The organism is Roseburia sp. 831b, assembly GCF_001940165.2.
Lineage (GTDB): Bacteria > Bacillota > Clostridia > Lachnospirales > Lachnospiraceae > Roseburia.
This window is the reverse complement of the sequence record NZ_CP135162.1, coordinates 395,923-421,297: the sequence shown is the minus strand read 5'-3', so window position 1 is coordinate 421,297 and position 25,375 is coordinate 395,923. Positions and strand designations below refer to the sequence as shown.

18 protein-coding genes and 1 pseudogene are annotated in these 25,375 nt (G+C 42.5%); 5 read left to right on the top strand and 14 right to left on the bottom strand.

Going from position 1 to position 25,375, the window contains the following annotated elements:
* Positions 1-40: 40 nt before the first annotated feature.
* The 7 genes and pseudogenes from BIV16_RS01810 to BIV16_RS01780 form a co-directional block, all read right to left on the bottom strand.
* Positions 41-2,311, bottom strand: coding sequence for an ABC transporter permease (locus BIV16_RS01810; RefSeq protein ID WP_075679607.1), 2,271 nt, complete (start codon positions 2,309-2,311; stop codon positions 41-43).
* Between the two features lie 13 nt (positions 2,312-2,324).
* Positions 2,325-2,597 (bottom strand): annotated as a pseudogene (locus tag BIV16_RS01805) (ABC transporter ATP-binding protein); the annotation flags it as partial.
* 541 nt (positions 2,598-3,138) lie between these two features.
* A complete protein-coding gene (locus tag BIV16_RS01800) occupies positions 3,139-4,050 on the bottom strand; it encodes a dihydroorotate dehydrogenase (RefSeq protein ID WP_075679608.1) in 912 nt (303 codons plus the stop codon).
* Positions 4,050-4,817, bottom strand: a complete 768-nt coding sequence (locus BIV16_RS01795) for a dihydroorotate dehydrogenase electron transfer subunit (protein WP_075679769.1) — start codon at positions 4,815-4,817, stop codon at positions 4,050-4,052. Before BIV16_RS01795 ends, BIV16_RS01800 begins: the two co-directional genes overlap by 1 nt.
* Positions 4,818-4,830: 13 nt before the next feature.
* On the bottom strand, positions 4,831-6,159 hold the full coding sequence (locus tag BIV16_RS01790; RefSeq protein ID WP_075679609.1) for a dihydroorotase: 1,329 nt from the start codon (positions 6,157-6,159) through the stop codon (positions 4,831-4,833).
* Between the two features lie 178 nt (positions 6,160-6,337).
* Positions 6,338-7,582: a GTPase HflX gene (gene hflX, locus BIV16_RS01785; RefSeq protein ID WP_075679610.1), complete on the bottom strand. Its 1,245-nt coding sequence runs from the start codon at positions 7,580-7,582 to the stop codon at positions 6,338-6,340.
* A 69-nt stretch (positions 7,583-7,651) separates the two neighbouring features.
* Positions 7,652-8,623 (bottom strand): tetratricopeptide repeat protein, encoded by a 972-nt coding sequence (locus BIV16_RS01780; RefSeq protein ID WP_075679611.1) that lies wholly within the window; start codon positions 8,621-8,623, stop codon positions 7,652-7,654.
* A 338-nt stretch (positions 8,624-8,961) separates the two neighbouring features.
* Here BIV16_RS01780 and BIV16_RS01775 point away from each other — a divergent pair, with 338 nt between their 5' ends.
* Complete coding sequence (locus BIV16_RS01775) at positions 8,962-9,765, top strand: enoyl-CoA hydratase-related protein (protein WP_075679612.1); 804 nt, start codon at positions 8,962-8,964, stop codon at positions 9,763-9,765.
* A 535-nt stretch (positions 9,766-10,300) separates the two neighbouring features.
* On the opposite strand, the gene BIV16_RS01770 is transcribed toward BIV16_RS01775, so the two are convergent.
* Both BIV16_RS01770 and BIV16_RS01765 read right to left on the bottom strand, forming a co-directional pair.
* On the bottom strand, positions 10,301-11,188 hold the full coding sequence (locus tag BIV16_RS01770) for a DMT family transporter (protein ID WP_075679613.1): 888 nt from the start codon (positions 11,186-11,188) through the stop codon (positions 10,301-10,303).
* Between the two features lie 16 nt (positions 11,189-11,204).
* Positions 11,205-12,089 (bottom strand): LysR family transcriptional regulator, encoded by an 885-nt coding sequence (locus BIV16_RS01765; RefSeq protein WP_075679614.1) that lies wholly within the window; start codon positions 12,087-12,089, stop codon positions 11,205-11,207.
* A gap of 102 nt (positions 12,090-12,191) precedes the next feature.
* Here BIV16_RS01765 and BIV16_RS01760 point away from each other — a divergent pair, with 102 nt between their 5' ends.
* The 3 genes from BIV16_RS01760 (at position 12,192) to BIV16_RS01750 (ending at position 15,866) form a co-directional block, all read left to right on the top strand.
* Positions 12,192-13,517 carry an MATE family efflux transporter gene (locus tag BIV16_RS01760; protein WP_159435921.1) on the top strand — a complete coding sequence of 442 codons (1,326 nt, stop codon included), beginning with the start codon at positions 12,192-12,194 and terminating at the stop codon, positions 13,515-13,517.
* 148 nt (positions 13,518-13,665) lie between these two features.
* Positions 13,666-14,475 (top strand): pyrroline-5-carboxylate reductase, encoded by an 810-nt coding sequence (gene proC / locus BIV16_RS01755; protein ID WP_075679615.1) that lies wholly within the window; start codon positions 13,666-13,668, stop codon positions 14,473-14,475.
* 80 nt (positions 14,476-14,555) lie between these two features.
* Positions 14,556-15,866, top strand: a complete 1,311-nt coding sequence (locus tag BIV16_RS01750) for an alpha-amylase family glycosyl hydrolase (RefSeq protein ID WP_075679616.1) — start codon at positions 14,556-14,558, stop codon at positions 15,864-15,866.
* 102 nt (positions 15,867-15,968) lie between these two features.
* On the opposite strand, the gene clpB is transcribed toward BIV16_RS01750, so the two are convergent.
* The 3 genes from clpB to BIV16_RS01735 form a co-directional block, all read right to left on the bottom strand.
* Positions 15,969-18,554 carry an ATP-dependent chaperone ClpB gene (clpB, locus tag BIV16_RS01745; RefSeq protein ID WP_075679617.1) on the bottom strand — a complete coding sequence of 862 codons (2,586 nt, stop codon included), beginning with the start codon at positions 18,552-18,554 and terminating at the stop codon, positions 15,969-15,971.
* Between the two features lie 162 nt (positions 18,555-18,716).
* Positions 18,717-19,733, bottom strand: coding sequence for an acyltransferase family protein (locus BIV16_RS01740; protein ID WP_075679771.1), 1,017 nt, complete (start codon positions 19,731-19,733; stop codon positions 18,717-18,719).
* Between the two features lie 28 nt (positions 19,734-19,761).
* Positions 19,762-22,497: a YfhO family protein gene (locus BIV16_RS01735; RefSeq protein WP_075679618.1), complete on the bottom strand. Its 2,736-nt coding sequence runs from the start codon at positions 22,495-22,497 to the stop codon at positions 19,762-19,764.
* 290 nt (positions 22,498-22,787) lie between these two features.
* Between BIV16_RS01735 and BIV16_RS01730 the strand changes: the two genes are divergently transcribed.
* Complete coding sequence (locus BIV16_RS01730; protein ID WP_278335600.1) at positions 22,788-22,910, top strand: hypothetical protein; 123 nt, start codon at positions 22,788-22,790, stop codon at positions 22,908-22,910.
* 100 nt (positions 22,911-23,010) lie between these two features.
* On the opposite strand, the gene BIV16_RS01725 is transcribed toward BIV16_RS01730, so the two are convergent.
* Both BIV16_RS01725 and BIV16_RS01720 read right to left on the bottom strand, forming a co-directional pair.
* On the bottom strand, positions 23,011-23,817 hold the full coding sequence (locus BIV16_RS01725) for an HAD family hydrolase (protein WP_173664534.1): 807 nt from the start codon (positions 23,815-23,817) through the stop codon (positions 23,011-23,013).
* Between the two features lie 14 nt (positions 23,818-23,831).
* Positions 23,832-25,298, bottom strand: a complete 1,467-nt coding sequence (locus BIV16_RS01720) for a methyl-accepting chemotaxis protein (RefSeq protein WP_075679620.1) — start codon at positions 25,296-25,298, stop codon at positions 23,832-23,834.
* Positions 25,299-25,375: the final 77 nt, after the last annotated feature.

Sequence of the window (25,375 nt, the reverse complement as noted above, 5' to 3'; positions counted from 1 at the left end):
TCTTTTCAAAATTGCGGCGCGAAACGTCCGCATCTTTGCATTATTCCACATTTTTTAAGGCTTCGCCAAGTGGAACTTTCTTGATTTTTTTCATCTGTAACACAGCTACCACAGCATAGGAAAGTACTCCGAGCACGAGCATTTTCACATATGTAATACCCGGCACATAATATGGGAAATAACCCGGATAATCCGCGAAAAGGCTGACGCACATTCCCTTCATAATGCAGTTGTCAAGTGGAATCGTAAGCAAAAGTGACAACAGCACTGCGCTGGTTGTCGACATCATGTAAAGCCGGTTAATCTCCCCGTTGTTGTATCCTAAAATCTTGGTCATGGAAATGGATACCGAGTTCTTCTCAATGATAATTTTACTCAAAGGGTAGATGAGGGAAAGGAACATCACCACACCAAATACCCAGAAGATTGCCATCTGACCACCCATGGAAAGTTTTAACTGCCTTGATGTTTTCGTCAGGTCATCCTGTGTGATGATGGTGGAAACCACCTTATCCTCTATATCGTCTAACTTTGTATTTGAAAAGTAGCCATTGAAATATCCTTCGTCTTTGTCAAAAATATCACAATATTCATCCATTGTCATAAACACGGCAATCGAGGACGGATAATCGTAAATACCATCCACTGTAAAGTCATATTCTTTCTCGCCGTACTTCTGTGAAAGTGTGATGGTATCGCCTTTTTCCAGACCATATTTATCGGCATAGGCACTCGAAATATAGATGTCACTGTCCTTTTTAAAATCAATCGTCACGTAATCGCTGTCCGCCTCAATGCCATAGATTAAGACATCCTCCACCTTAAAGCTTCCCTCTAAGGTCTTTAGGGTTCCTGCAATGTATTTTTCTGCATCCGTATTCTCTGTCTCAACCGGCATCTTAAGAACGTACTGATAATCCGAAATCATCTTCGCTAAAATCTCATCGGAAAACTTATCCAGCAATGGGTTGAACAGGAATCCAAACAGCAGAATAAAGTTTGCAAACATGATTCCGATAAAAATCACCACATAGTTTGGGATGTTCTGGAAAAACACACGAAGCTGGAATCTGGTAAAAATCGGAATCTTGGTATTTAAGCGGAATGCCTTTTCCCTCTTTCTCGTCGCTAAATCACGCCGTAAGAAGCGCAGCGGTGATAGGCGCATTTTCTTTGTAAGGACAGCAAAATTAATGACAAACATAATGACAAGCGGAACAATCGTTGTCCGGATAAAAGCGTCCGCATTCCAGCATGTGACATAAGTCGGCAGACTATAGCTTCCATAGTAGAGACTTGCCATATAACCTTTGACGGCACTGTATCCTAAGATATTTCCGACAACTGCGGCGACAAACATGACAATGAGCGGTAACACCATATAGTGACGCACCAGCTCACCCCTGCTGTAACCGGACGCGCGGAGTGTTCCGATTACGTTTGCTTCTTTTGAGATTGTGTTGCTCGTCGTAATCGCCATGACAAATGCAATAATCAATACGACAATATACAGGAAAATCGCAATCATCGCATTATCACCCACCATATCATCCCCGGTAAAGTGAATTGCCTGGTTCAAATACTGCGGAATATAATTTTCGAGCATTCTGTTTTCCATCATCGCATTTTCCGACAGCACTTTCATGAAATCGTCTGCCATCTCTTTTGCTTCGGTATCATCCTCTGGCTTTTCATCGTAAAACCAGGAATAACTGTAATGAAGATTGTCCTCCGAAAACTGTGCAAAACCTTCCTCGGTTACAACAGCGACACCAAACTTCATTGCATCAAACATCATGTCTGAATTATTGGAAAAAAGCGCGCTGTAATCGGAAAGTGCCACCAGCCCGGTAATCTTCATTTTCTGATTCTGAATGGTAATCGTATCTCCAACTTTCAGCTCATTGTTGTCCGCATACATACGGTCAATCGCAATCTCATTTTTTTCTGTTGGAAATGCTCCCTCCATCAGACAAGCTTTGTTAATCTTTTCACGATTTATAAAAATACGCAGGGTACTGTCGACCTCTTTGGTCTCTTCCTCAAGATAATAATTCTTATAGATGGTCAGGTCTTCTTTTTCAAGCGTATCAAGCAGTGTCTCGTCTGCCTCCTCCGAGAGTTCAAAGTTACCGTCCTCAATGTTGTACTTTGTAAAACTCTCTTCATAAGACGCCTGCATGCTGTCATTTGATACCAAAAAGCCGGACACTAACGCTATCATGCCTGCCATAAAAAGAAACAGCACCACATATTTTCCAAAATCATCCCTTAATTCCCTTAGGTATCTGCGATTCATCGGATTTTTCATGCCACTATCCTCCTTACCACTCTAACTCTTGTGCCGGTATTTTATGCTCATTCCGGTAAGTCTTTCGGATTTTTCCATCGTGGAGCATGACAACGCGGTCTGCCATATCCTTGATGGCATCGTTGTGTGTGACAATGATAATCGTGTTGCCGTACTTCTTGTTGACATCCTCAATCAGCTTTAAAATCTCTTTCGAAGTGTGGTAGTCGAGGACCCCGGTCGGTTCATCGCAGAGCAAAATATCCGGGTTTTTCACAGTCGCTCTTCCGATTGCCGTTCTCTGCTGCCAAAACTTTTTTCAATTCCCTTGATTTCTAAAAACATTTTCTCATCCTCTTTCTGTTGGTTAGTTACAACTAACTTCATAACAAAAGATTTCTTCTATTTCGTCAATATCCTTTCGAATTAAGGCGTACATTTGTAAGAAAGAATCCTCACGGAGCATTTTTGAAATAGGATTCGGGTGCCAAAAGGCAGCACACAAATTAGTTGCTGGCAAATTGCACAAGGGCTGGACTCTTTTCGTGACTTTGAGAAAACATTAGAAAATCTTAGTATGCCTCAAGGTACCCAGTGATGTTCTGCCATGGATGGCAGAACAAGGCTTCATGAACCATGGACGGTTCATTGAATGCCGGTCACGTCTTTTCATAATAATCTTCATTAGGCATACTTAGACTTTTCTTATGTTTACTCATCGGAACAAAAGAGTCCAGCCCTTGTACAATTTGCCAACAAGAAAACTGTAAGCTGCCTTTTGACACCCGAATCCTATTTTGAAAAAAGCCCGCACAGCATCTCTGCCATACGGGCTTTTCTTCTATTCTCTAGCGGTCGTGTACCGCTCCGATTAATTCTTTTATATCTTTGACCTGATAACGATCCATGTAATCTTCGATTCCGTCTACAATCTTCATTGTAACAGAAGGGTCGGTAAAGTTCGCGGTTCCAACCGATACGGCGGTTGCTCCTGCTAAAATCAGTTCAATGGCATCCTCTGCCGTTAAAATGCCGCCCATTCCAACGATTGGAATCTTCACTGCCTGTGCGGTCTGGTAAACCATACGCACAGCCACCGGATGTACGGCCGGGCCTGACATTCCGCCGGTGCGGTTTGCAAGTGCAAAGCAGCGTCTGTGAATGTCAATCTTCATTCCGGTTAAGGTATTAATCAAAGAAAGTGCATCTGCACCACCTGCCTCTGCTGCCTTTGCCATCTCGGTAATGTCTGTCACATTTGGAGATAACTTCATGATGACAGGCTGTTTTGCATGTTTCATCACTTCTTTGGTAATCTGCTCTACTGCCTTCGGGTCCTGTCCCCAGGCGATTCCGCCTTCCTTGACATTCGGGCAGGAAATATTGATTTCCATCATGTCAATCGGCTGGTCGGCGAGACGATCTACCACCTCACAGTAATCTTCGATGGTACGTCCGCAGACATTGACAATAATCTTCGTATCGTATTTTTTCAAAAAAGGAATATCGCGTTCCACAAATAAATCAATACCCGGATTCTGCAGTCCGATTGCATTTAACATGCCACCGTATACCTCAGCCACACGAGGGGTAGGATTTCCTTCCCACGGCACATTTGCAACACCTTTTGTCACAACGGCACCTAATTTATTCAAATCCACAAATTCGGAAAATTCTTCTCCGGAACCAAACGTACCGGACGCTGTCATAACCGGATTGTTTAAGGTTACACCACAAAGGTCTACTTTCATGTTTGCCATTAGAATTCTACCTCCTCTGCACGGAATACCGGACCCTCTTTACAGACTCTCTTGTTGTTGACGTTTGAGTGTGCATCCTTTTCTTTGGATTTACAAACGCAGGCAAGACAGGCACCGATTCCGCATGCCATGCGCTCTTCCATGGAAATCCAGCATTCGATGTTTTTTTCTGCCGCATAAGTCTTTAACGCACGAAGCATCGGCAATGGACCGCAGGCATAAATGATATCTGCTTCCAGACCATTTTCACGGATGGCATCTAACACATTTCCTTCTGTTCCCGCACTTCCGTCCTCGGTTGCTACATAGACCTCTCCCTGCGCGCGGAACTCGTCCATCAAAAAGAGTTCGTCGCGGAAACCAAGCACGATTTGTTTTTCACAGTCTAATTCTTTTGCAAGCTGTAACATTGGCGGGATTCCGATTCCTCCTCCGATTAAGAATGCTTTCTTATTCTTTTTCGGGAAACCATTTCCGAGTGGTCCCACAATTTTAAGCTGCATTCCTGTGCTCATTCTGCTGAATTCATCGGTTCCTTTTCCGGCGACACGGTACACAAGACGGATTGCGCCATCTTTTGCATCAATCTCACAAATACTGATTGGACGCGGTAAAAGTCTGCTTCCTTCCTTACAATAGACGGACACAAACTGTCCTGCTTTTGCATGTGCCGCAATCTCATCTGTTCTAAGCCACATGCTGTAAATGTCATCCGCAATCTCTTCCTGTCTGATGATAATTGCTGTTTCTTCGAATTTTTCCGGCATTTCTAACTCCTTTTTACTTTTTTTCCTCATATACAACCGTTCCATTTACAATTGTAGTTCTAACTTTTCCAGTTACTTTTCTACCATGGAATGGGGTATTCTTACTTTTACTTGCAAACTCATTTTTATCAATCGTATATTCTTTCTTTGGATCAAAAATCACGATATCTGCAACTTTTCCAGGCTCAATATCACCTTTGTCGATTCCGACAATACGTGCCGGATTGTAACTCATTTTCTCTGCCATCTGCATCGGTGTGAGATATCCGCCTAGTACAAGTTCCGAATAGGTTAAGCATGCTGCTGTCTCAAGTCCGACAATTCCAAACGGTGCCTTTGCCATGGAAGTATTCTTTTCCTCAAAGGTATGTGGTGCATGGTCAGTAGAAATGACCTCCATGATACCATCGCGAAGTCCTTCCTTCAAACGTTCCACATCACGTCTGGTACGGAGTGGCGGATTCATTTTGTAATTGGTGTCCGCATCTGCCTCAATCGAAATCTGGTGTGTCGGGTCTACCGATGCGTCGATTTTGTGGATATCATCCGATGTCAGGGTAAAATGATGTGGGCAAACCTCCGCGGATACTTTGATGTTCTCCATTTTGGCATGTTTTACCATGTCGACCGATTCATAGGTAGAACAGTGGCAAAGGTGTAATCTCGCCCCTGTCTCTTTGCTTAACATAATGTCTCTTGCAGTGATAATATCTTCCACAGCGTTTGTGATTCCTTTTAGACCAAGCTCTTTGGATTTCTCGTCCTGATTCATCACGCCGCCATTGACCATGTTAATATCTTCACAATGTGCCAGCACAGGAATGTTTAACTCTGCTGCTTTTTGCATTGCTTCCCGGTAAAGCTGGGCATTCATCACGGACTTTCCATCCTCGCTGATGGCTGGGATTCCGGCTGCTACCATACCCTCGATATCTGCCAATTCTTTTCCCTGCTGTCCCTTGGTAATGGCACCAACCTGAAGAACATTGACAACTCCAACTGCCTTTGCCTTGTTCTGGACATATTTTACAACATCCGCATTATCGACCACCGGTTTTGTATTTGGCATCGCAAGAATTGTGGTGTAACCGCCATGTGCTGCCGCCTTACATCCGGTCTCAATCGTCTCTTTCTGTTCAAAACCCGGATCTCTTAAATGTACATGCATGTCAATAAATCCCGGCATGACAAAGCAGCCTTTTGCGTCAATGACGCGGTCTGCTTTCTTCTTTAAGCCTTTGCCAATCTCGGCAACTTTTCCGTCTTCCACATAGACATCTGCAATCTCGTCCATCTCGGTAGCAGGGTTGATGACCTGCCCGTTTTTAATTAATAAGGTCATACGCGTTCTCCATTTCTCTATTGTGAATTTATCACTTCATTCTTATTCCATTTGTAAGGTGCGATAACTGTTCTGACTTTCTATCGCTTATTTACCTTTATTCTAGCACACAAGCCATCGTTTCTCCACAAAATCTTTTCGGGATAACCGTCTCTTAATGAAAACCTTTCACATCGCCTTAAAGTTTTCCATATAACTGCATGGGAACATACGCTTCAATGTAAATTCCTTCCGGGCGGTACTCTTCCTTCAAAAGTTCTCCCTGTTTCCGAATCTGCTGGATAATGCCTGCATCCTGATACGAAATGAGACGTTCTAGCAGAATCTTGTTTTCCCGCAAAAGTTCGCACAGCAGCTCTTTTACCTCATCGAGTCCTTCCCCTTTTGCAGCGGAAATGTGAAGCACATAATCTGCCTTCATATCCCGCAGCGGTTCGTCATCCGTACGCTTGTCCTGCTTGTTAAAAAGTGTCACAACCGGTTTGTCTTTTACCTCTAAGTCAGAGAGTGTCTCGTATACAATATGCATTTGTTTTTCCATCTGCGGATTGGAAGAATCCACCACATGAATGATGTAATCTGCATATTTTGCTTCCTCTAAGGTACTCTTAAACGCCTCAATCAAGTGATGTGGCAGCTTTCGGATAAAACCTACGGTATCTGTCAGTAAAATTTCCTGACGTCCCGGCAATTCAAGTACACGGGTAGTTGGGTCTAGTGTTGCAAAAAGTTTGTCTTCCTCTAACACGCCCGCATCCGTCAGACGGTTCAAAAGTGTTGATTTTCCGGCATTGGTATAACCTACAATCGCTGCAACCGGCACATGATTTTTCGCTCTTTGGGCTCTTGTCACCTCCCGGTGCTGTCTGACTTCCTTTAATTCGCGGTTGAGCTGCGCAATGCGGTCTTTAATCAGACGGCGGTCTACCTCTAACTTTTTCTCTCCCGGTCCCCTTGTTCCGATTCCACCACCAAGACGTGACATCGAAGTTCCCATACCGGTCAGTCGTCCCAGTCTGTATTTTAACTGTGCTAATTCTACCTGGATTTTTCCTTCACTGGTCGTTGCACGTGCCGCAAAAATATCAAGGATAATCAGGGTACGGTCCATCACCTTCGTGTCAAGCGCATCCTCTAAGTTGCGAAGCTGCGCCGGTGTCAGTTCGTCATCGCACACAATTCCGGTTGCTCCGGTCTGTTCGATAAGTTCCTGAATCTCCTGCACCTTACCGGTTCCCACATAATACCCCGGGTGAATCAATTCTCTTTTTTGAATCAGCGTGCCAACCACGGTTGCTCCCGCTGTTTTTACCAGTTCTGCAAGCTCCGTGAGAGAATCTTCTGCATCGTCTCCCTCCTGCTCACTCACTCCGATTAGGAGGACTTTTTCCTCTACTTCTTCTATCTTATATGTTTCTGCCATATATGCTCCTATTCTGCTGTGAAACTTTCCTGTTTCACACAATCTGTCCGTTTATACATTTCAAACTTTTTAGCGGTTACATAAAAATGTATATTCTCTCTTTGCTTCCTCGTCATCCGGATACTTGGAAAGATAGGTCTCCATCGTCTGTTTTGCAGATTCGAAATCCCGGTTATTCTCGTACGCAAGCACCAGATTCTTCAAAAGCTCCTGCTCGTTTGTTACCTCATCCATCTCTAATCCAGATTTAAAATATTCAATTGCCTCTTTGTAATTCTGCTGGTTCATCTCAACTTTTCCAAGGGCATTCATTGCCTCGGAATCTGCAATTCCAGAATCAATGTAAGCCTGATAATAAGTCTCTGCTGTATCAGTATCGCCCTGTGCCTCGTACACCTGCGCCAGGTAAAGATTTGCCTCTGTCTTTTTCTTGTCAATTGCTGCTTTGTACTGCTCAATCGCATCCTCATATTTTCCGGTTGTCTGATAAATTCTTCCCCGCCAGAAATAATCATCTGCTGTTTTTCCTTTTAGTTCCAGCGCCTTATCCAGATAATCCTGTGCCTCCGTTGAAAGTCCCGCCTGCGTAAGCTGCTGATAAATATTTAAATAAAGCTCATAGCTTGCATCCGTATTTGCAACCGCACTGGAAAAATCTGCAAGTGCTGCCGCATTATTTTGCATGGAAAGATAAAGCACACCTCTTAAATAATAAGCATTGCTGTTGGTGTCGTCATAGTCCACCAGTGAGGTATAAGTGGCCAATGCTCCATCGGTATCACCGTTTGCATATTGTGCTGCTGCCTTGTAATAGCAGATATCAACCTCTTCGTCGCCTATTTTTCCAATCTTTTGATCTAATGCACTGTCAAACGCGCTGATTGCACCCTCGTAATCATTGCTTTTCATACAGTTGATTCCAATCTGCCGGTAAGCATCCTCATTCTCCTGCTTTTCATCCGTACAGCCCGTTAGAATCCCGGTTAAAAGAAACGGTACCACGGCTAAGATGACAACCTTTTTTTCCAATTTATTCCACATGATTTCCTTGTTTTTCCTCTTTCTAATCCTTCAAACGTCAATAATTTCCTAACACAGTATACCAAATCTAACCACAGTTGGAAATGTTTAATTTCGGAATCTTAGAAAATCTTAGTATGCCTTCTGTTGTGCGTTGAATGCCGTGGAACCGATCAGCCAGGCCTCTTCCATTTTGACCATCGCAAAAAGGAAGAACAGCCTTTTGGCAACTAACATTTCTGGTATGAAAAAATGTGCCACATTTCGCTTTTTCACTTGACAAAATCTGTAAAAAGGAATAAGCTAATCATAACGATATTGTTAATTTTTTATCAAACTTATTCAGGAGGGTTCCTATCATGAGTGAATTCAAGAATTTAAAATTGGATGTTGAGAACGAAGTTGCCGTTCTTACTATTTCCAGACCAGCTGCTTTAAATGCATTAAACAGCGAGACACTTGACGAGTTAAACGTAGCTTTAACCGAAATCGAAGCAAGAGATGATGTCAAAGTTGTTATTTTAACAGGTGGTCCTGATAAAAAAGGCAACGAATTCAAATCTTTCGTTGCTGGTGCTGATATTGCAGAAATGGTTAATTTCTCTGCAGCAGAAGCAAGAACATTTGGTATGAAAGCAAGCGTACCATTCTTCAAATTAATGAACATGCGTCAGGTTACAATCGCAGCTGTTAACGGCTTTGCACTCGGCGGTGGTTGTGAGATTTCTATGGCATGTGATATCCGTATCGCATCTGACAACGCAATCTTCGGACAGCCAGAATGTGGTCTTGGTATCATCCCAGGATTCGGTGGTACTCAGAGATTAGCTCGTCTTGTTGGTATGGGACGTGCAAAAGAAATGATCTTCACATGTGACAACATCAAAGCTGACGAAGCATACCGCATCGGTCTTGTTAACAAAGTTGTTGCTCCAGAAGAATTAATGGCAACCGCAAAAGCTATGGCTGCTAAGATTGTTTCCAAAGGAAGCTATGCCGTATCTATCGCAAAAGCTGCTATCAACAACGGTTATGACATGGATATCAAGAACGCTGTTGAGATGGAAGCAAACCTCTTTGGTGTAACATGTTCTACACATGACAAAAAAGAAGGTATGACAGCATTCTTAGAGAAGAGAGCTGCTGACTTAACAGATTTCTAATTTTTCCAGATAATAAGGAAAGTGGTTCTTACATAAGATAGGGCAGGCACTGCGATAACTTTTAGAACTCACAAATGTACTTATAAATATCGCCGGTCAGATTTGACCGGCGGTATTTTTTTACCTTGTGTTCCTTACTTCTTGAAAAAGAAAGGGCAGATGTTGGTTTCATTTTCTTTTTATTCGATATTAATCAATGTGTTGTAAATGCCAATTATAGTACATTGGACAATTAGAAGCTGTTCTTTTATAAATTTTCCAAAAGTACCTTAATTTTTGATGTTATGTAAACCGAATATGATAGGATTTTACAATTACACCGCAAACGAAAAAAATTACCCAAAATCTGCTGAAATTCGCACAGAATTTGGGTAATTTTCTTCAAATAATTTATGATTATCCAAAAGGCTATTTTTATGTAAACCAACATGTGCAAAATGAATCAAAATCGGACAATTTATTATATATTGTACCGATATATCCAATATGCTACATAACACACTTTGTGCATTTGCCTCTTGATATAATATATTCCTTACTTTTCCAACGCTCCCGAAAAGAATTCAAGTGCAATAACCGAGCATAAAATCATTGCGCCTCCTGCTATCATATTGCCTGTGAGCGCCTCCATCCCAAGCAGGACAGAAAACACGCTGCCAAACAATCCTTCCATGGAAAGAAGCACGCCTGCCTGCGCAGATGTCGTATATTTCTGGGCATACGTCTGCAGGAAAAAGCAAAGACATGTGCTAAACAATCCCAAAAATAAAATCGCCCAGATTCCAGATGACATATCTGCCCTGGAAAGGGCATCCGCATCCGTAACCGCCAAAACAAGCACCGATATGATGGCGGCTGTTGCCAGCTGGACAAAATTAATCAGCATCGGATCTGCCTTTTTGGTCACCTTCCCCAGCACAGTAATATGCATTGCAAAAAAGAAAGCACATAACAACGATAACAAATCACCAAAATTAAAACTGAATTCAAAACTGCCCGGTGTGATACTTAATACTGCAATTCCAATTAACGTAAACACGGTTATGACAAATGTGCGGACCGGTGGACGTCGTCTTTCAAACAGCCAGACAAGAAATGGAGTCATCACAACATTTGTTGCCGTCAAAAATGCACAGTGTGATACCGTCGTTCTCTGCTGTCCCAAAATCTGCGTATAGAACCCTCCAAAAAGGAAAAATCCAGGAATCATTCCTGCTTTTACTACGGATAAGTTAAGCTGTTTTAATCTTGGCAGGCATGCCACCAGCATCACTGCTGCCGCAATCAAAAAGCGAAGCGCCATAATCAAAGACGCACTCAGTTTCGCATCAATCGCCACCTGGCTTGCGATAAATCCAGTTCCCCAGATTGCAGCAACCAGTACACATAAAAAATCTGCAACCCATACTTTTTTCTTCTTCATTTCAATAACCATCCTTCTATCTTAGGGAATCACTCTCCCTGTACTTTAAATATTCCATAAACTTTTGCGTTGCAGCACTCAAGCGTTGCCTGTTTTTCATTGCGATGCCAATTTCTCTGTAATAGGGCGCTTCTAATGGGCGAACCTCAATCTGATACGGAATCCGTTTTAAAATCATATCTGGCAAAACTCCGATACCCAACCCTTTTTCAACCATTGACATAATAGCAAAATCTTCCCACGTCGTGAACCGCACCTTAGGATGTACACCATTTTTTTCTAAGAAATCCGAAACCTCCGTTTTTCCTCCATGTTCTAACAATAAAAATGGCTGCCCATCCAGATCCGTTACCTTTATCTTCTCTTTTTGTGCCAGAGGATGCTTCTTCGGAAGTACCACCTTATACTCATCCTTTTTGAGCGGCATCACATCGAACTTTACCGCAGTCGGCAGCCTTAAAAATCCACAGTCTACACGCCCCTCATCAATCCAGCGTTCTACCTCTCCATAATCGCCCAAAAGCATTTCATAATCAATTCCAGGATAATCCTTTTGAAATTCAGCAAATATGTTCGGCAGCCAGTGAATTGCCACACTTGAAAAGGTGCCAATCCTCACGATACCGCTTTGTACACCATTCATTTGGTTGATCTGTTCCTCAAGTTTCCCAAAATCACTTAATATTTTCCTTATAGAAGGAAGTATCTGCTCCCCTGCGGAAGTCAGCACCACTCCATTCTTGCTGCGCTGCAATAAGGTAACTCCCCATTCTTCCTCCAAATCCGCAATCATTTTACTGATGGACGACTGCGCATAATTCAAATCTTCTGCAGCTTTTGTAAAGCTCCCTTTTTCAACGGTTTTCACAAAAGCAAGATATTTTAAAATATTATGATCCATGTTTATTCCTTTTTTCGATATAATAAATCATTTTTATTCACTTTTTATATTGTAATAAAACGCGTACAATATTGCAAGAATCTTTTGAAAGGACAGAAAAAAATGAAACAGACAACCACCACAATTGATATGCTTCACGGCGCACTTCCGAAAAAAATCCTGCTTTTTACACTCCCCATTGCGCTTAGCAGCATGCTGCAACAGCTCTTCCACGCCGCAGATACCTCCATTGTCGGATATTTTGATACCGCCACTTCTCTTGCAGCGGTCGGAACAAACGGAGAAATCATCGCCTTGATTGTTTCCTTATCTTCCGGTTTATCCATCGGTGCTAATATCTTGATTGCACAACAAATCGGTCAACAAAAAAAGGAACACCTGTCCGGCATCCTAAAAACCGCCCTCCTATTTGCGGGAATCTTTGGCATCATTGGGCTGCTTCTCAGACAGTGTATCACAAACCCGCTGCTTCTTCTGATTAAAACACCCGGCGACGTCATGGCTCCGGCAAAATTATATCTTAGAATTTATTTTCTAGGATACCCTTTTTTACTGCTATTTGATTTTGGTTCTGCAATCCTTCGTGCAAAAGGAGACAGCCGGTATCCCTTCCTTATACTTACAATTGCCGGGATTCTTAATGTACTGCTGAATCTGTTTTTTGTCCTTGTATTCCACATTGGCGTTGCCGGAGTCGCACTTGCAACAGTTCTATCCACCGCATTTTCGGCAATTATTATTCTGTTACGGCTTTGGAATGACTCATCCCTATCTCACGTTTCCTTCTTTCCTTGCCGCATGCGTTCTTCCTATCTTATCCAAATTCTAAAAAATGGAATTCCTGCTGCCATTCAGGGTGCTGTCTTTTGCTTTGCGAATATTTTCATCCAGGCTTCCGTCAACCGTTTTGGTGCACAGACAATTGCCGGAAGTACCATTGCCATGAATTTTGAATATTTTTCCTATTATGTTATTACTGCCTTCGGACAAACTGCTACCACATTTGTCAGCCAAAACTATGCTGCCGGTCAAAAGAAACGGTGTCGTCAGATTCTTTGGCTTTGTATCACGTTTTCTTTTTTCTTCAGTCTGTTTTTGATTGTGCCTATCATCCTGTTTCGTAACCGCTTTGCCGGATTCTTTTCCACGGAACCTGCAGTCATTGAAAATGCCTGTATCCGCATGATGTGCATCTTGCTCTTTGAACCAGTCTGCAGTTTCTACGAAATACCCGCCGGTGTGTTAAGAGGCATGGGGCGCTCGCTTTTTCCCGCTATTGCGACGGTGATTGGAACATGTGCCTTCCGCATTTTATGGATTTACACCGTTTTTCAGTTTTCCCCGCAACTAGAAACTCTGTACCGAGCATTTCCTGTTTCCTGGGTGATTACCACAATTTTCATTCTCTGTGGCTTTTTTGTGCATTGACCTTTTAGCCAAAATGAACTACGATAGAAGCAGGAATATTTTAGTGGGGTAAAGCAGGAAATCGCATTTTACTCCGCAAAACAAGGAGGAAAATCCTCTGCTCCTGCATGGGCAGTCGCATTTTGCTCCGCAAAACAAGGAGGATTTTATGTTTGACAAAATGATTGGTTTTATCGGTGCAGGAAATATGGGCAGTGCAATTATCGGCGGAATTCTGGATTCTTCCCTTGCAACTACGAGCCAGATTATTGCAAGCGCTCATTCTACTGCTACCTTGGAAAAGATTCGTAACAAATTTGCAATTGAGACGACACCGGACAACACAAAGGTTGCCGAGCAGGCTGATATCTTATTTCTTGCAGTGAAGCCGGATAAATTTGATGAGGTTATTCCTCAGATTCGCGACCATGTAAAATCAGACTGTGTCATCGTCTCCATCGCCGCCGGCAAAACCATCCGCGCCATTGAAGATGCTTTTGACCGTCCAATTAAGCTGGTTCGTGCAATGCCAAATACACCTGCTCTTGTCGGGGAAGCCATGAGCGCTTTGTGTAAAAATGAAACGATTACCGATGCTGAACTTGCAGATGTTGTTTCTATTTTTAACAGCTTCGGAAAATGTGAGGTGGTTGCAGAAAAACTGATGGATGCCGTAATCGGTGTTTCCGGTTCTTCCCCTGCCTATGTTTATCTGTTTATCGAGGCTATGGCGGATGCTGCTGTTGCCGATGGCATGCCACGTGCACAGGCATACAAATTTGCGGCGCAGTCAGTCCTTGGTTCTGCAAAAATGGTATTGGAGACGGGAAAACATCCTGGAGAATTAAAAGATGCCGTTTGCTCCCCTGGCGGAACCACGATTGAGGCAGTTGCATCTTTGGAAGAAAACGGACTTCGCAACACCGTTATCGCAGCGCAACGTGCCTGCGTACAGAAATCAAAAGATATGAGCAAATAAAGTTTTAAAATAATGAAAGAAACAGATTTTTACATCTGAATCCTATGATAATTTTTCACAAAAAGATTGGAGGCAGCATTATGTGGGCATATGAAAGCGTTTTTTATCAGATTTACCCTTTGGGATTTTGTGGGGCTCCTTTTGAAAATGATGGACAGTTGAAGCATCGCATTTTAAAAGTAAATGAATGGATTCCACACATCAAAAAACTTGGTGCAAACGCCATCTATTTTTCGCCTGTGTTCGAGTCTGATACACACGGCTATAATACAAGAGATTATGCAAAAATTGATGTCCGGCTTGGCACGAACGAGGATTTTAAGACTGTTTGTGAAAATCTTCACAAAGAAGGCATCCGTGTTGTATTAGATGGTGTTTTTAATCACGTTGGACGTGGATTTTTCGCTTTTGAAGATGTATTAAAAAATCGCGAAAATTCTCCTTATAAGGATTGGTTTTTCTTAAACTTTGGTGGAAATTCCAATTACAATGACGGCCTGTGGTACGAAGGCTGGGAAGGAAATTTTGACCTTGTAAAATTAAATCTTCGAAATGAAGACGTTATCTCCTATCTTTTTCAGTGCATCAAAGGATGGGTGAACGAATTTGATATCGACGGATTGCGGCTTGACGTTGCTTACTGTCTGGATCATGATTTCCTGCGCCGTCTGCGCACCCTGTGTGATGGATTGAAACCGGATTTCTTCCTGGTTGGTGAAACCTTGCACGGCAATTATAACCAATGGATGAATGATTCCATGCTGCATTCCGTTACCAACTATGAATGTTACAAGGGACTTTATTCTAGCTTTAACAGCATGAATATGTTTGAGATTAATCACTCCCTGCTCCGCCAGTTTGGACCGGACCAGTGGACACTTTACAAGGGAAAACACCTGCTTTCCTTTGTAGACAACCATGACGTCACAAGAATTGCCAGCATCCTAACCAATGAGCATCACCTTCCACTCATTTATGCGCTCGCCTTTGGTATGCCTGGAATCCCATGCGTCTACTATGGAAGTGAATGGGGCGCTAAAGCAAGAAAAGAGGACGGTGACCCTGCTCTGCGCGCCAGCTTTTTGACACCGGAGTGGAATTTTCTTACCGATTTCATTGCCAAGCTTGCCTCTGTGAAAAAATTATCAAACGCTTTAAATTACGGTGATTTCCGCTCTGTTTTGTTAACCAACCGTCAATGCATCTTTGAACGGAAAACAGACTCTGATCGAATCCTGGTCGCCATCAATGCAGACGAGAATCCATTCCATGCAGAATTTGATGCCGGATGTGCCACTGCAACGGAGCTTTTGACCGATACGACACATGAATTTGCCGGTGGAAGTGATCTGCCGGGTTACAGTGCCGCTTACTGGAAGATGCATGATTAAATTTGAAAATCTACGATATGAGTAAGTCCAATATGTAGTAAAATGACAAAAAGGGAGTTGCCGCACGAAAACTTCGTGCGGCAACTCCCTTCTATATTACCCTCATGCCTTCACACGGGCACTGAGTTCTCCATCTACGACATCAATCAAAATGACATCTCCGGCGCCTACTCTATCTGCCAGAATCATCTTCGCAGAAAGTGTCTCTACGTGTTTTTGCAAGAATCGTTTCAGAGGTCTTGCACCGTAGATTGGATCATATCCGTGTTCTACAATGTAAGCTTTGGCTGCATCTGTAAGTTCCACGGAAATCTCACGGTCAACCAGACGGTCGTTCAATTCTTTCATCAACAAGGTAATGATGTTGCCGATGTTGTCCTTGGTCAATGGCTTGAACATGATGATTTCATCAAGACGGTTTAAAAATTCCGGTCTGAAATGACCACGTAGCTCTGCCATAACCGCTTCTTCACACTGTGGGTTGATGTCACCATTTTCATCGATTCCCTCCAGCAGGTGTGCGGAACCAAGGTTTGAAGTCATAATGATAATCGTGTTCTTAAAGTCGACGGTACGTCCCTGTGAGTCCGTAATCCGGCCATCATCCAACACCTGAAGCAGTACGTTGAACACATCTGGATGTGCCTTTTCTACCTCATCAAACAAGACAACCGAATATGGTTTTCTTCTGACGGCCTCGGTCAGCTGTCCACCTTCGTCGTATCCAACATATCCTGGAGGCGCTCCAATCAGACGGGACACGGAATATTTCTCCATGTACTCACTCATATCGAGTCGAACCATATTTGCTTCATCATCAAACAGGCTTGCTGCCAAAGCTTTTGCAAGCTCTGTCTTACCTACACCGGTTGGTCCTAAGAATAAGAAGGAACCGATTGGTTTGCTTGGATCTTTGATTCCTGCTTTGGAACGGATGATTGCCTCAGTTACCTTCGTAACACCCTCATCCTGTCCAATGACACGTTTATGAAGCTCTTCATCGAGGTGTAAGGTCTTATTACGTTCACTCTCGGTCAATTTTGCAACCGGGATTCCGGTCCAGCGGGAGATAATTCTTGCGATTTCCTCTTCACTGACATTTTCATGAACCAGGGATAAATCCTTTTTCTTAACCTGCTCTTCCTCAATTTCAAGCTGTTTTTCGAGTTGTGGAAGTTTGCCATACTGCAATTCTGCTGCCTTTTCCAAATCATAGTTTTGCTGGGCTAACTTAATCTCGTTTCGTAAGCTTTCTAACTCTTCACGGAGTTTTTGGACTTTTTCAACAGAACTCTTCTCATTCTCCCACTGTGCTTTCTTCGTTGTGAACTCTGCTTTTAATTCTGCAAGTTCTTTCTGTAAGGTTGTCAGACGATCCTGACTTAAGCGGTCTGTCTCTTTCTTAAGCGCAGTCTCCTCGATTTCCATCTGCATCACACGACGGTTCAGCTCGTCTAGTTCTGTCGGCATGGAATCTAACTCTGTCTTAATCAAAGCACAAGCCTCATCGACAAGGTCGATTGCCTTATCTGGAAGGAAACGGTCTGAGATATAACGGTTGGATAAGACTGCTGCCGAAACCAATGCACCGTCGGTAATCTTAACTCCGTGGAACACCTCATAACGTTCCTTCAAACCACGCAGGATTGAAATGGTATCTTCCACCGTTGGCTCATCAACCTGAACCGGCTGGAATCTTCGCTCTAACGCTGCATCCTTTTCAATGTATTCCCGGTACTCATCGAGTGTTGTGGCACCGATACAGTGAAGTTCACCACGCGCAAGCATTGGTTTTAACAACTGTCCGGCATCCATCGCACCATCCGTCTTACCGGCTCCGACAATGGTATGAAGCTCATCGATAAACAAAATTATCTGTCCATCGGAACCTTTTACCTCATCCAAAACGGCTTTTAAACGTTCCTCAAACTCGCCTCTATATTTTGCACCTGCAACAAGCGCTCCCATATCAAGGGCAAATAGTTTCTTATCTTTTAATCCTTCCGGGACATCGCCACGCACAATACGCTGTGCCAATCCCTCTACAACTGCGGTCTTACCAACACCAGGTTCACCGATTAAAACCGGGTTGTTTTTCGTCTTTCTTGACAAAATACGAACCACGTTTCGAATCTCGGCATCTCGACCGATGACCGGGTCCATCTTCTGGTCTTTGGCACGCTGTACCATATCGTATCCATATTTTTCAAGGGTATCATAGGTTGCTTCCGGGTTATCCGATGTCACACGCTGATTGCCCCGCACGGTAGAAAGTGCCTGCAAGAAACGCTCTCTTGTGATGCCATATTCCTTGAAAATCTCTTTCATCGCCTTGTTCGGGTATTTTAACAAGGATAGGAACAGATGCTCTACCGAGACATACTCATCTCCCATCTGCTTTGCTTCGTCCTCTGCGTGAATCAGGACCTTGTTCAAATCCTGTCCCACATAAACCTGACCACCGGAGACTTTTACACGGGCTTCGAGATGACGCTTTGCGTTATCCACAAAATGCTCTTTCAAAATTTCCATTTTCTCAATCAGTTTTAAAATCAGTCCATCTTCCTGCTCAAGCAATGCAACAAGCAGATGTTCCTGTTCGATTTCCTGATTGCCATATTCATAAGCTAATTTTTCACAATCGTTGATTGCTTCTACTGATTTTTGCGTGAATTTCTGAATATTCATACTGTATCCCTCCTTTTCACACTATCTAAAAATATCCCAAAGAATCACACATCCTTACCTTTCGTAAAAATGTTTCTGCGTTCTTTGGGATGTTGTTTTCTTTGTTTCTAAATGCAATATAGCACGTTTTGTTAGCACTGTAAAGAGGTGAGTGCTAATTTTTTAAAATTTTTTCATTTTTCTCTTTTGCAGCACCATTGCAATTAGAATACTTGCCAGTAAAACCAGTAAAAAATGGCTGAAACTATGAGACATCCAGCCTTTTTTCAAAAATGGAATCTTCTTAAAATAAAAGTTGACCATCATATGAAGTAAGAAGATATAGGTAGAAATTCCTCTTAACATCTGCCCCGCTGCCTGTCTTTTTTCCGAGACTTGGACCGTTAGTAACAGGCAAAACAGGCATCCGACGGCAACCGGTGTCATCAGATACATATCAAAAGAGGCGATGTTTCCCCAACGTTCCAATGCAAAAAATTCCAAAAAGAGCGCCAGCAAAGAAAAAAGCGATGCACCTGTCCACTTGACCGTATTTTTTACCTTATCCTGCTTCCCGGAAAACAGATAGCCCATCGTAAGAAATGGAAATGCAAAGAAAAATCCATTTCTTGTAGTTGCAAACCAGTCCCGGTACCTGTCCAATACTGCCACGATGCCAGGCATGCCATCCCACAGATGGCGATAGGAATTCCCTGCAACGCCAAGAAGGTACACCACAAGTGCAAGCACCGCGAGACGCTTCTTCGTCATCCCTTTTACCTGCAACAAAAGATAAAGCACCAGAACTCCATACAACGTCCCCAGAAGATACCAAAGCTGGATGTAGGAGCCAATCAGGAAAAATCTGCGCAACAGCTCGCCTAAGTTCTCCCCTAATGTTTTATCCTGTTTCCAAAAACGTTCAAGAATTGCCGGAAGATAGAGCGCACTCCAAAGCAGATACATCGTCGCAATCCGTTTTGCATAACGCATTGTATCAGCCTTCCGTTCTAACTTTTTCCCAAGGAAAAATCCGCTGCACAGGAAAAAGAATGGCACTGCCAGACGACAGATTACCTGTTGCAGCACAAGCGATGCCGTTTCGTTCACATCCTGCAAAGGTGGAATATGGATTGCCACCACAAGAATTGCGGCAAAAAATTTTGCATAATCCATCTGAATATAATTTTTTTTTGACATTTTATGTTCCACTCCTACGCCATTTTTCTCACGATTCCCCATGCCCTCTTCTCCGCTCCCACACAATGAGTCCTAGTAACAGTAGAATTCCAATGCATGTCATCAAAATTCCCTCTTTCAAATACGGTGTACAGTATACAAAACTTATCTGATGTGTCCCCGCCGGGAGATAGACAGCCATATACATACTGTCCGCACGAAGGATATCCGTCTTTTTACCATCCACATATGCAGTAAATCCGTCACTATATGGAAGTGACATGCAAAACAGCTTTGCCTCACTCGTTGTGATGGTTCCGCTCACCTCATTGTCTGCAAATGTAAGATTTTGGATTTCGTCTGCACGAAGCGCTGCTTCCTGTTCCTTTAAATTTGATACCGGCTGGCAGACAATCTTCATACTGTCAAAAGAATAGGTTCCTGGCTCTTTGAAGCGAATCTTAAGTTTCTTTACTCCCTCTTCATGATATCCCATATTGGATAAAATATTATCGACACCACTGTAAAACTTATTTTTCTTGCTTAAGAACGCAATTTCTTTTTTCACACCGCCACAATAACTAAATATGTGGACTCTGCTAGTATTATTGTCCTCGTTTTCGTAATCAAGTCCCTCTAAAATCAGATAGACTTCACTCTCTGCAGTCCCTTTGAATTTTAATGTGAGTACCGCATTATTATCTGTCACTTCGATGGTATTTCCTTTTACCGTCAATCCTTCTTCCTTCGCAACCGTATACGGCATATCTTCATCCGTAAATGTGACGTCTGCCTTTTTTAGAGAAAGACCTGCTGCCGCCTCATCCTCAAGCACGATTCCCTGCAAAAGTGCCTGCTGTTTCTGTGTCACTGTCATTTTGTCATAATCACTGCGCAAAATATAGCGGTTGGAAGAAAAGCCAATCGAAAGCGCATTCTTATTTTCAAATGCGATATACTGCTCCTCGTTCTCATCGTTGGTACCTAAGGTATCCGTATCGACAAGCTCGTCATATTGGTAAGGGCAGAGTGCACTCTCGCTCTCTTTTACCACATAATAACGGACGCCCGCAAGCTCATCTAAAATCGTTCTTCCATCAAATCCACTGTAACAGAAATCTCTGGTCTGATTGATATACATCTCACGCTGGAATTGGTTGATATAAGGATTTGCAAGGCTAAAATAATAGGAAACACCATTGATTCCAAGCTGCATTGCTGTATTCTTTAATTCTGCCTCCCTGGAAGACTCGTAGCGGTAATTGTTTTCCGGGTTCATTTTTTGTACGAGGCTTCCCGCCGTCTGCGTGCTAAGAAGTTCAAGTGCTTCTCCTTTTCCTGCAAATTCAGAGACATAGTCTTTTCCAACCGGCTCATAGGTCATACGTCCCTGATAGGTAAGCTGTCCCATGATTAAAAATAGAAACATCGTGCGAAACCAGATGGTCTCTTTTTCCGGCTTTGATGTCAGAACAATCATCGTAAGCATCATAAGCAGCATGATTAACGCAAATAAAATATACGTCTTTTCTGTTGTCTGATAAATCCGGTAACAGACATAGCAGTATGCAAGACAGACCAAAAGGAGAACCGCCTTCTTTTTTCTCCTGATGTCAACGATTGCCGGATACATTTTTACTGCGACAAAGGCAATTAACATCGAGTATGCCCACATAAAGCGGTTGATGACATAGCTTCCGCCGTTTAACATATGTCCGGCAAATGGCACCAACAACAGAAGGGTCATAAAAAGAACGCCTGCCTTTAACCCTTTGAAACGATTCCGGTTCATCAATAGAACTACAACTGTAATTATCTGGAGTCCGGTATATCCAAGCTCACTCCAATAGGAAGAACCACCAATTAAAAATCCGACAAACAACTGCTTATAATAGGAAATCGGATATAAAACCGGCAAATAGGTAGATGTATTCGCCCGCCCCGTCGACAGTGTCATCATCACAACCGGAAGTAAAATGACCGATGCGATGAGAAGCGCTATCACGGAATAAAGCAAAAACTTTCCAACCCAGCCAAACACATCTTTTTTTATCACAAAATGGTGATACTGCATAAAATAACGAAGGGTAACGTAAATCACAATAAAAATGCAGATCATGTATGCAAAGTAAAAACTGCTGATGGTTGCAATTGCTAACATCGCAATGTAAAGCCACGGTTTCTTTTTCTGATAAATCTTATCGACCCCGATTAAAATCAAAGGCAGATAAATCATCGGATTTAAAAAATATGGATGACGAATCGCAATGATAACCCAGTAGCAAAATGCATAGACGATAGAACCAAGCAGCGTTGGATACGGTCTTTGTCCGTGGAATCTGCAATACGCTGCAAATGCAAGTCCGGCAAGATAGATACGGAGTAAAATCATGCCGTCATAAAAAAGTTCCATATAAGATTCATCTGTCACAAACACAGACAAAAGATTCAGCGGATCTCCAATCACATAATAATGTAACGTTGTCAGGACATCGGAACCCATCCCGATGTGAATATCCCATAATTTTACGCTAAATTGATGCTCCACAAAGAGCGTATGTACAATTTCACGCAGCCACCTTCTATAATAAAGCAGGGCGTTGAAATGCTGCTGCAATCCATCCGGCACCCACACAAAGCTCTTTTGCTCCGTTAAGAATACGTAAAAGATAGCATATGCTAAAATCAGATAGCAAATCGTATATGCCAAGAAAAACTGGAAACGCCTCTTCGTCACTTTCTTCGCAAGTCCACGCTCCCAGAAATTTAGTCGTGTCTGTTGCATTTTTATTTCCTCCATAAATCCAACAACCCCATCTAAACTTTCAAATTCTTCCCATCCTTCTCCGAGTATTAAGAATAGCTTTCTTACACCCCCTTGTCAATATTTATCTCCTTAATATTTTTTGAATTATCAGTTAATTTAATACAATTCTTTTATTTTGACGGTTTTTTCTCAATTGTGCGCGCCTTTTTTAGTGAATTTTTCTCTTGTTTTCTATTGGAAAAAGACTACAATAAAGACCGTAGAGAACTTCTATTTACACTTTTTAGATATAGAAAGGATGGATAAATATGAAAAACAAAAAAGCTACAAAAACATCAAGCGTAAGCGCAGCATTAAATGAAACAGAAGGAACAACATCAACCCTTCACGCACCAAAGCATCACAAAAAACCAAAGAAACAGTATCTATAAAAACAATTTGGAAGAAATGATTTTTTCAAAATTAAGTTTAGAAAAACAGCCATGTGGCATGAGGCAGGTTCTCATCTCACATGGCTGCTTTTTTATTTTATTAAAGTTCTAACAAGATTCTTTTTACTTCTTTTAAATCCATATGAAGCAGTACGTAATCAGCATCTGGAATCTCTTCCACTTCTACCTGGTTTCCATTCTCATCTTTCTTAACGTGTGTTTTTAACTTTGGTGAAATATTGGAATGAATATAAAATGTAGATAAACCAACCGCCTTTGCTCCCGCAATATCCGAAACTGCATCATTTCCAATCATAATGGATTCCTTCGGGTCTAACTGGTGTTTGTCTAACAACATCTGGTAAAAACGTTCATCCGGCTTTTTCACGCCGCATACCGATGAAATGAAAATATCATCAAAATATTTTGCAATATCAAGTGTATGCATTTCGTATTCCGTAAAAATACGCTGTGCATTCGAAAGCAGGTAAACCTTTTTGCCCTGGTCTTTTAATGCCTGCAGCAACTCTACCACACCATCGTATAAGCGGACATACTCGGTTGAGAGTACCCGGAAAAACTGACCGGTATGTACACTTAACGCCTCGTCCGGCTCTACTCCCTTTTCCCGGTAAAGGGCAGCAAACACGTCCTCAATGTGGATTTCCGGGTGAGCCTCATGCACATCATCCTGCTTTTGGATGGCATCCTTTTTCTCAAGCTCTTCTTTACGTGACTGCTCCTTATTCGAAATCAGCTCCCGGAATCTTTTTTCAAGTTCCTTCGCCTCATATCTTGCATTGTAATATCCATAAAAGAGGGCAAGCTTTTCCCATAATTCTTCTTTTCCTTCATCGGTATGGATATCCACAAGTGTTCCATATAAATCAAAAATGTAATTTTTCATCCTAATGTGTCCCCTTAAATCTGTTTTGTCAGTTCCTTTAATTCGTCTGCAACGCTTGCAATCTCTTCTAGAATACCTGCATTCTTTACCTCTGACTCGTAGGTCTCATTCGAATGAGCCGACACTTCTTCTGAAATGGCGGAAATGGTCTGGATAGACTGTCCAATCTGTTCGTTTGCCGTCTGTAACTCTTCCACGCATGCAGAAAGATTTTTTACGTGGCTTTCAATCACGGTTGTATTTTTCTCAATCTTGCCAAAACTTTCTGCTGTCGTTGCTGTTGATGTCTTCTCCTCATTGATTTCCGCAATCATCTCACGCACCACAGTAACCACCTGGGAAATTGCCTCGGACACATCCTGAATCAGCTTGGTAATATGTACGGTTGCATCCTTTGTCTGTGTTGCCATACCGGAAATCTCAGATGCTACCACTGCAAATCCACGACCTGCATCTCCTGCTCTTGCTGCCTCGATGCTTGCATTGAGCGCAAGAAGACTGGTCTGTGAGGTGATTCCACCAATCAGCTCTACGATAGAATTCATTTCTGACATATAACTGTCTAATGTCTCTAACTTTGCAGCAACATCTGCACCGGACTCTACCGAATTCTCCACCTGTGTCACCAGACGGCTTACATTTTCGTTTCCAGCTTCTAGAACTTTTAATGTCTGTTCCATATTCTCACTGATGATGCGGGATGCCTCTGCCACCTGTTCGACCTTTTCCTGAATCTGGTTGGTCTCTGTTAACTGCTTTTGTACAGCCTCAGCCGTATCTGTGGAACCCATATTGACTTCCTGCATTGCCTGCTTCGTAATATCCGCTGCCTCTTTCAAATGATCCAGTTTCTCATAAATAATGCCGATTCCCTTTGTCATTCCCTCTGAAACGGACATCACACCTTTTAAAACACTTTCTGTTTTTCCGTGCTCCTCCTCGATAATCTGCAGCTTCTGGTTGCTGTTTGCGGCAGAAATCTTTGCTGTTACAACAGAATAGATTCCAACCGCAACCATCAGGATAAACTGAATAATTGCAGCGTCCAAATCATCATATCCCATTTTTCCAGTAAATGCACCTGCTATAATTGCAATTGTATTTACGATAACACAGCCTATATTAATCTCGATACAATATTTGAAATCATTAAACACCGTGATTGCCAGAATCATTGGGATGACAAACACATATATCTTATTTGTCGTCGCCGTAAACATTATAAACGTATAGGTAATTGCAAATCCAATTCCTACCAGATGCTTAATCATGGGTGTTTCTTTATCTCTTCTATAGAAATATGCCTCTGCAAGGACTGGCGTTAATGCAAGCACAATGACAAGTGCCACATATCCGACTCCTCGCTGTCCTGCAACACATTCTTTTACATAAAACAGGGAAATAATGCCTGCCATGATTCCATGTGCCCAAAAACCAAGTCCGTTACTCCTCGCCACTTCTGAAATATTCTTTTTCTCCATATTTTTTCTCTCCAGTTACTTTGTTACTGCCCAGTTCTAACTCCAGGCGTTTCCTACTTTTTGGATTCCATACTTTT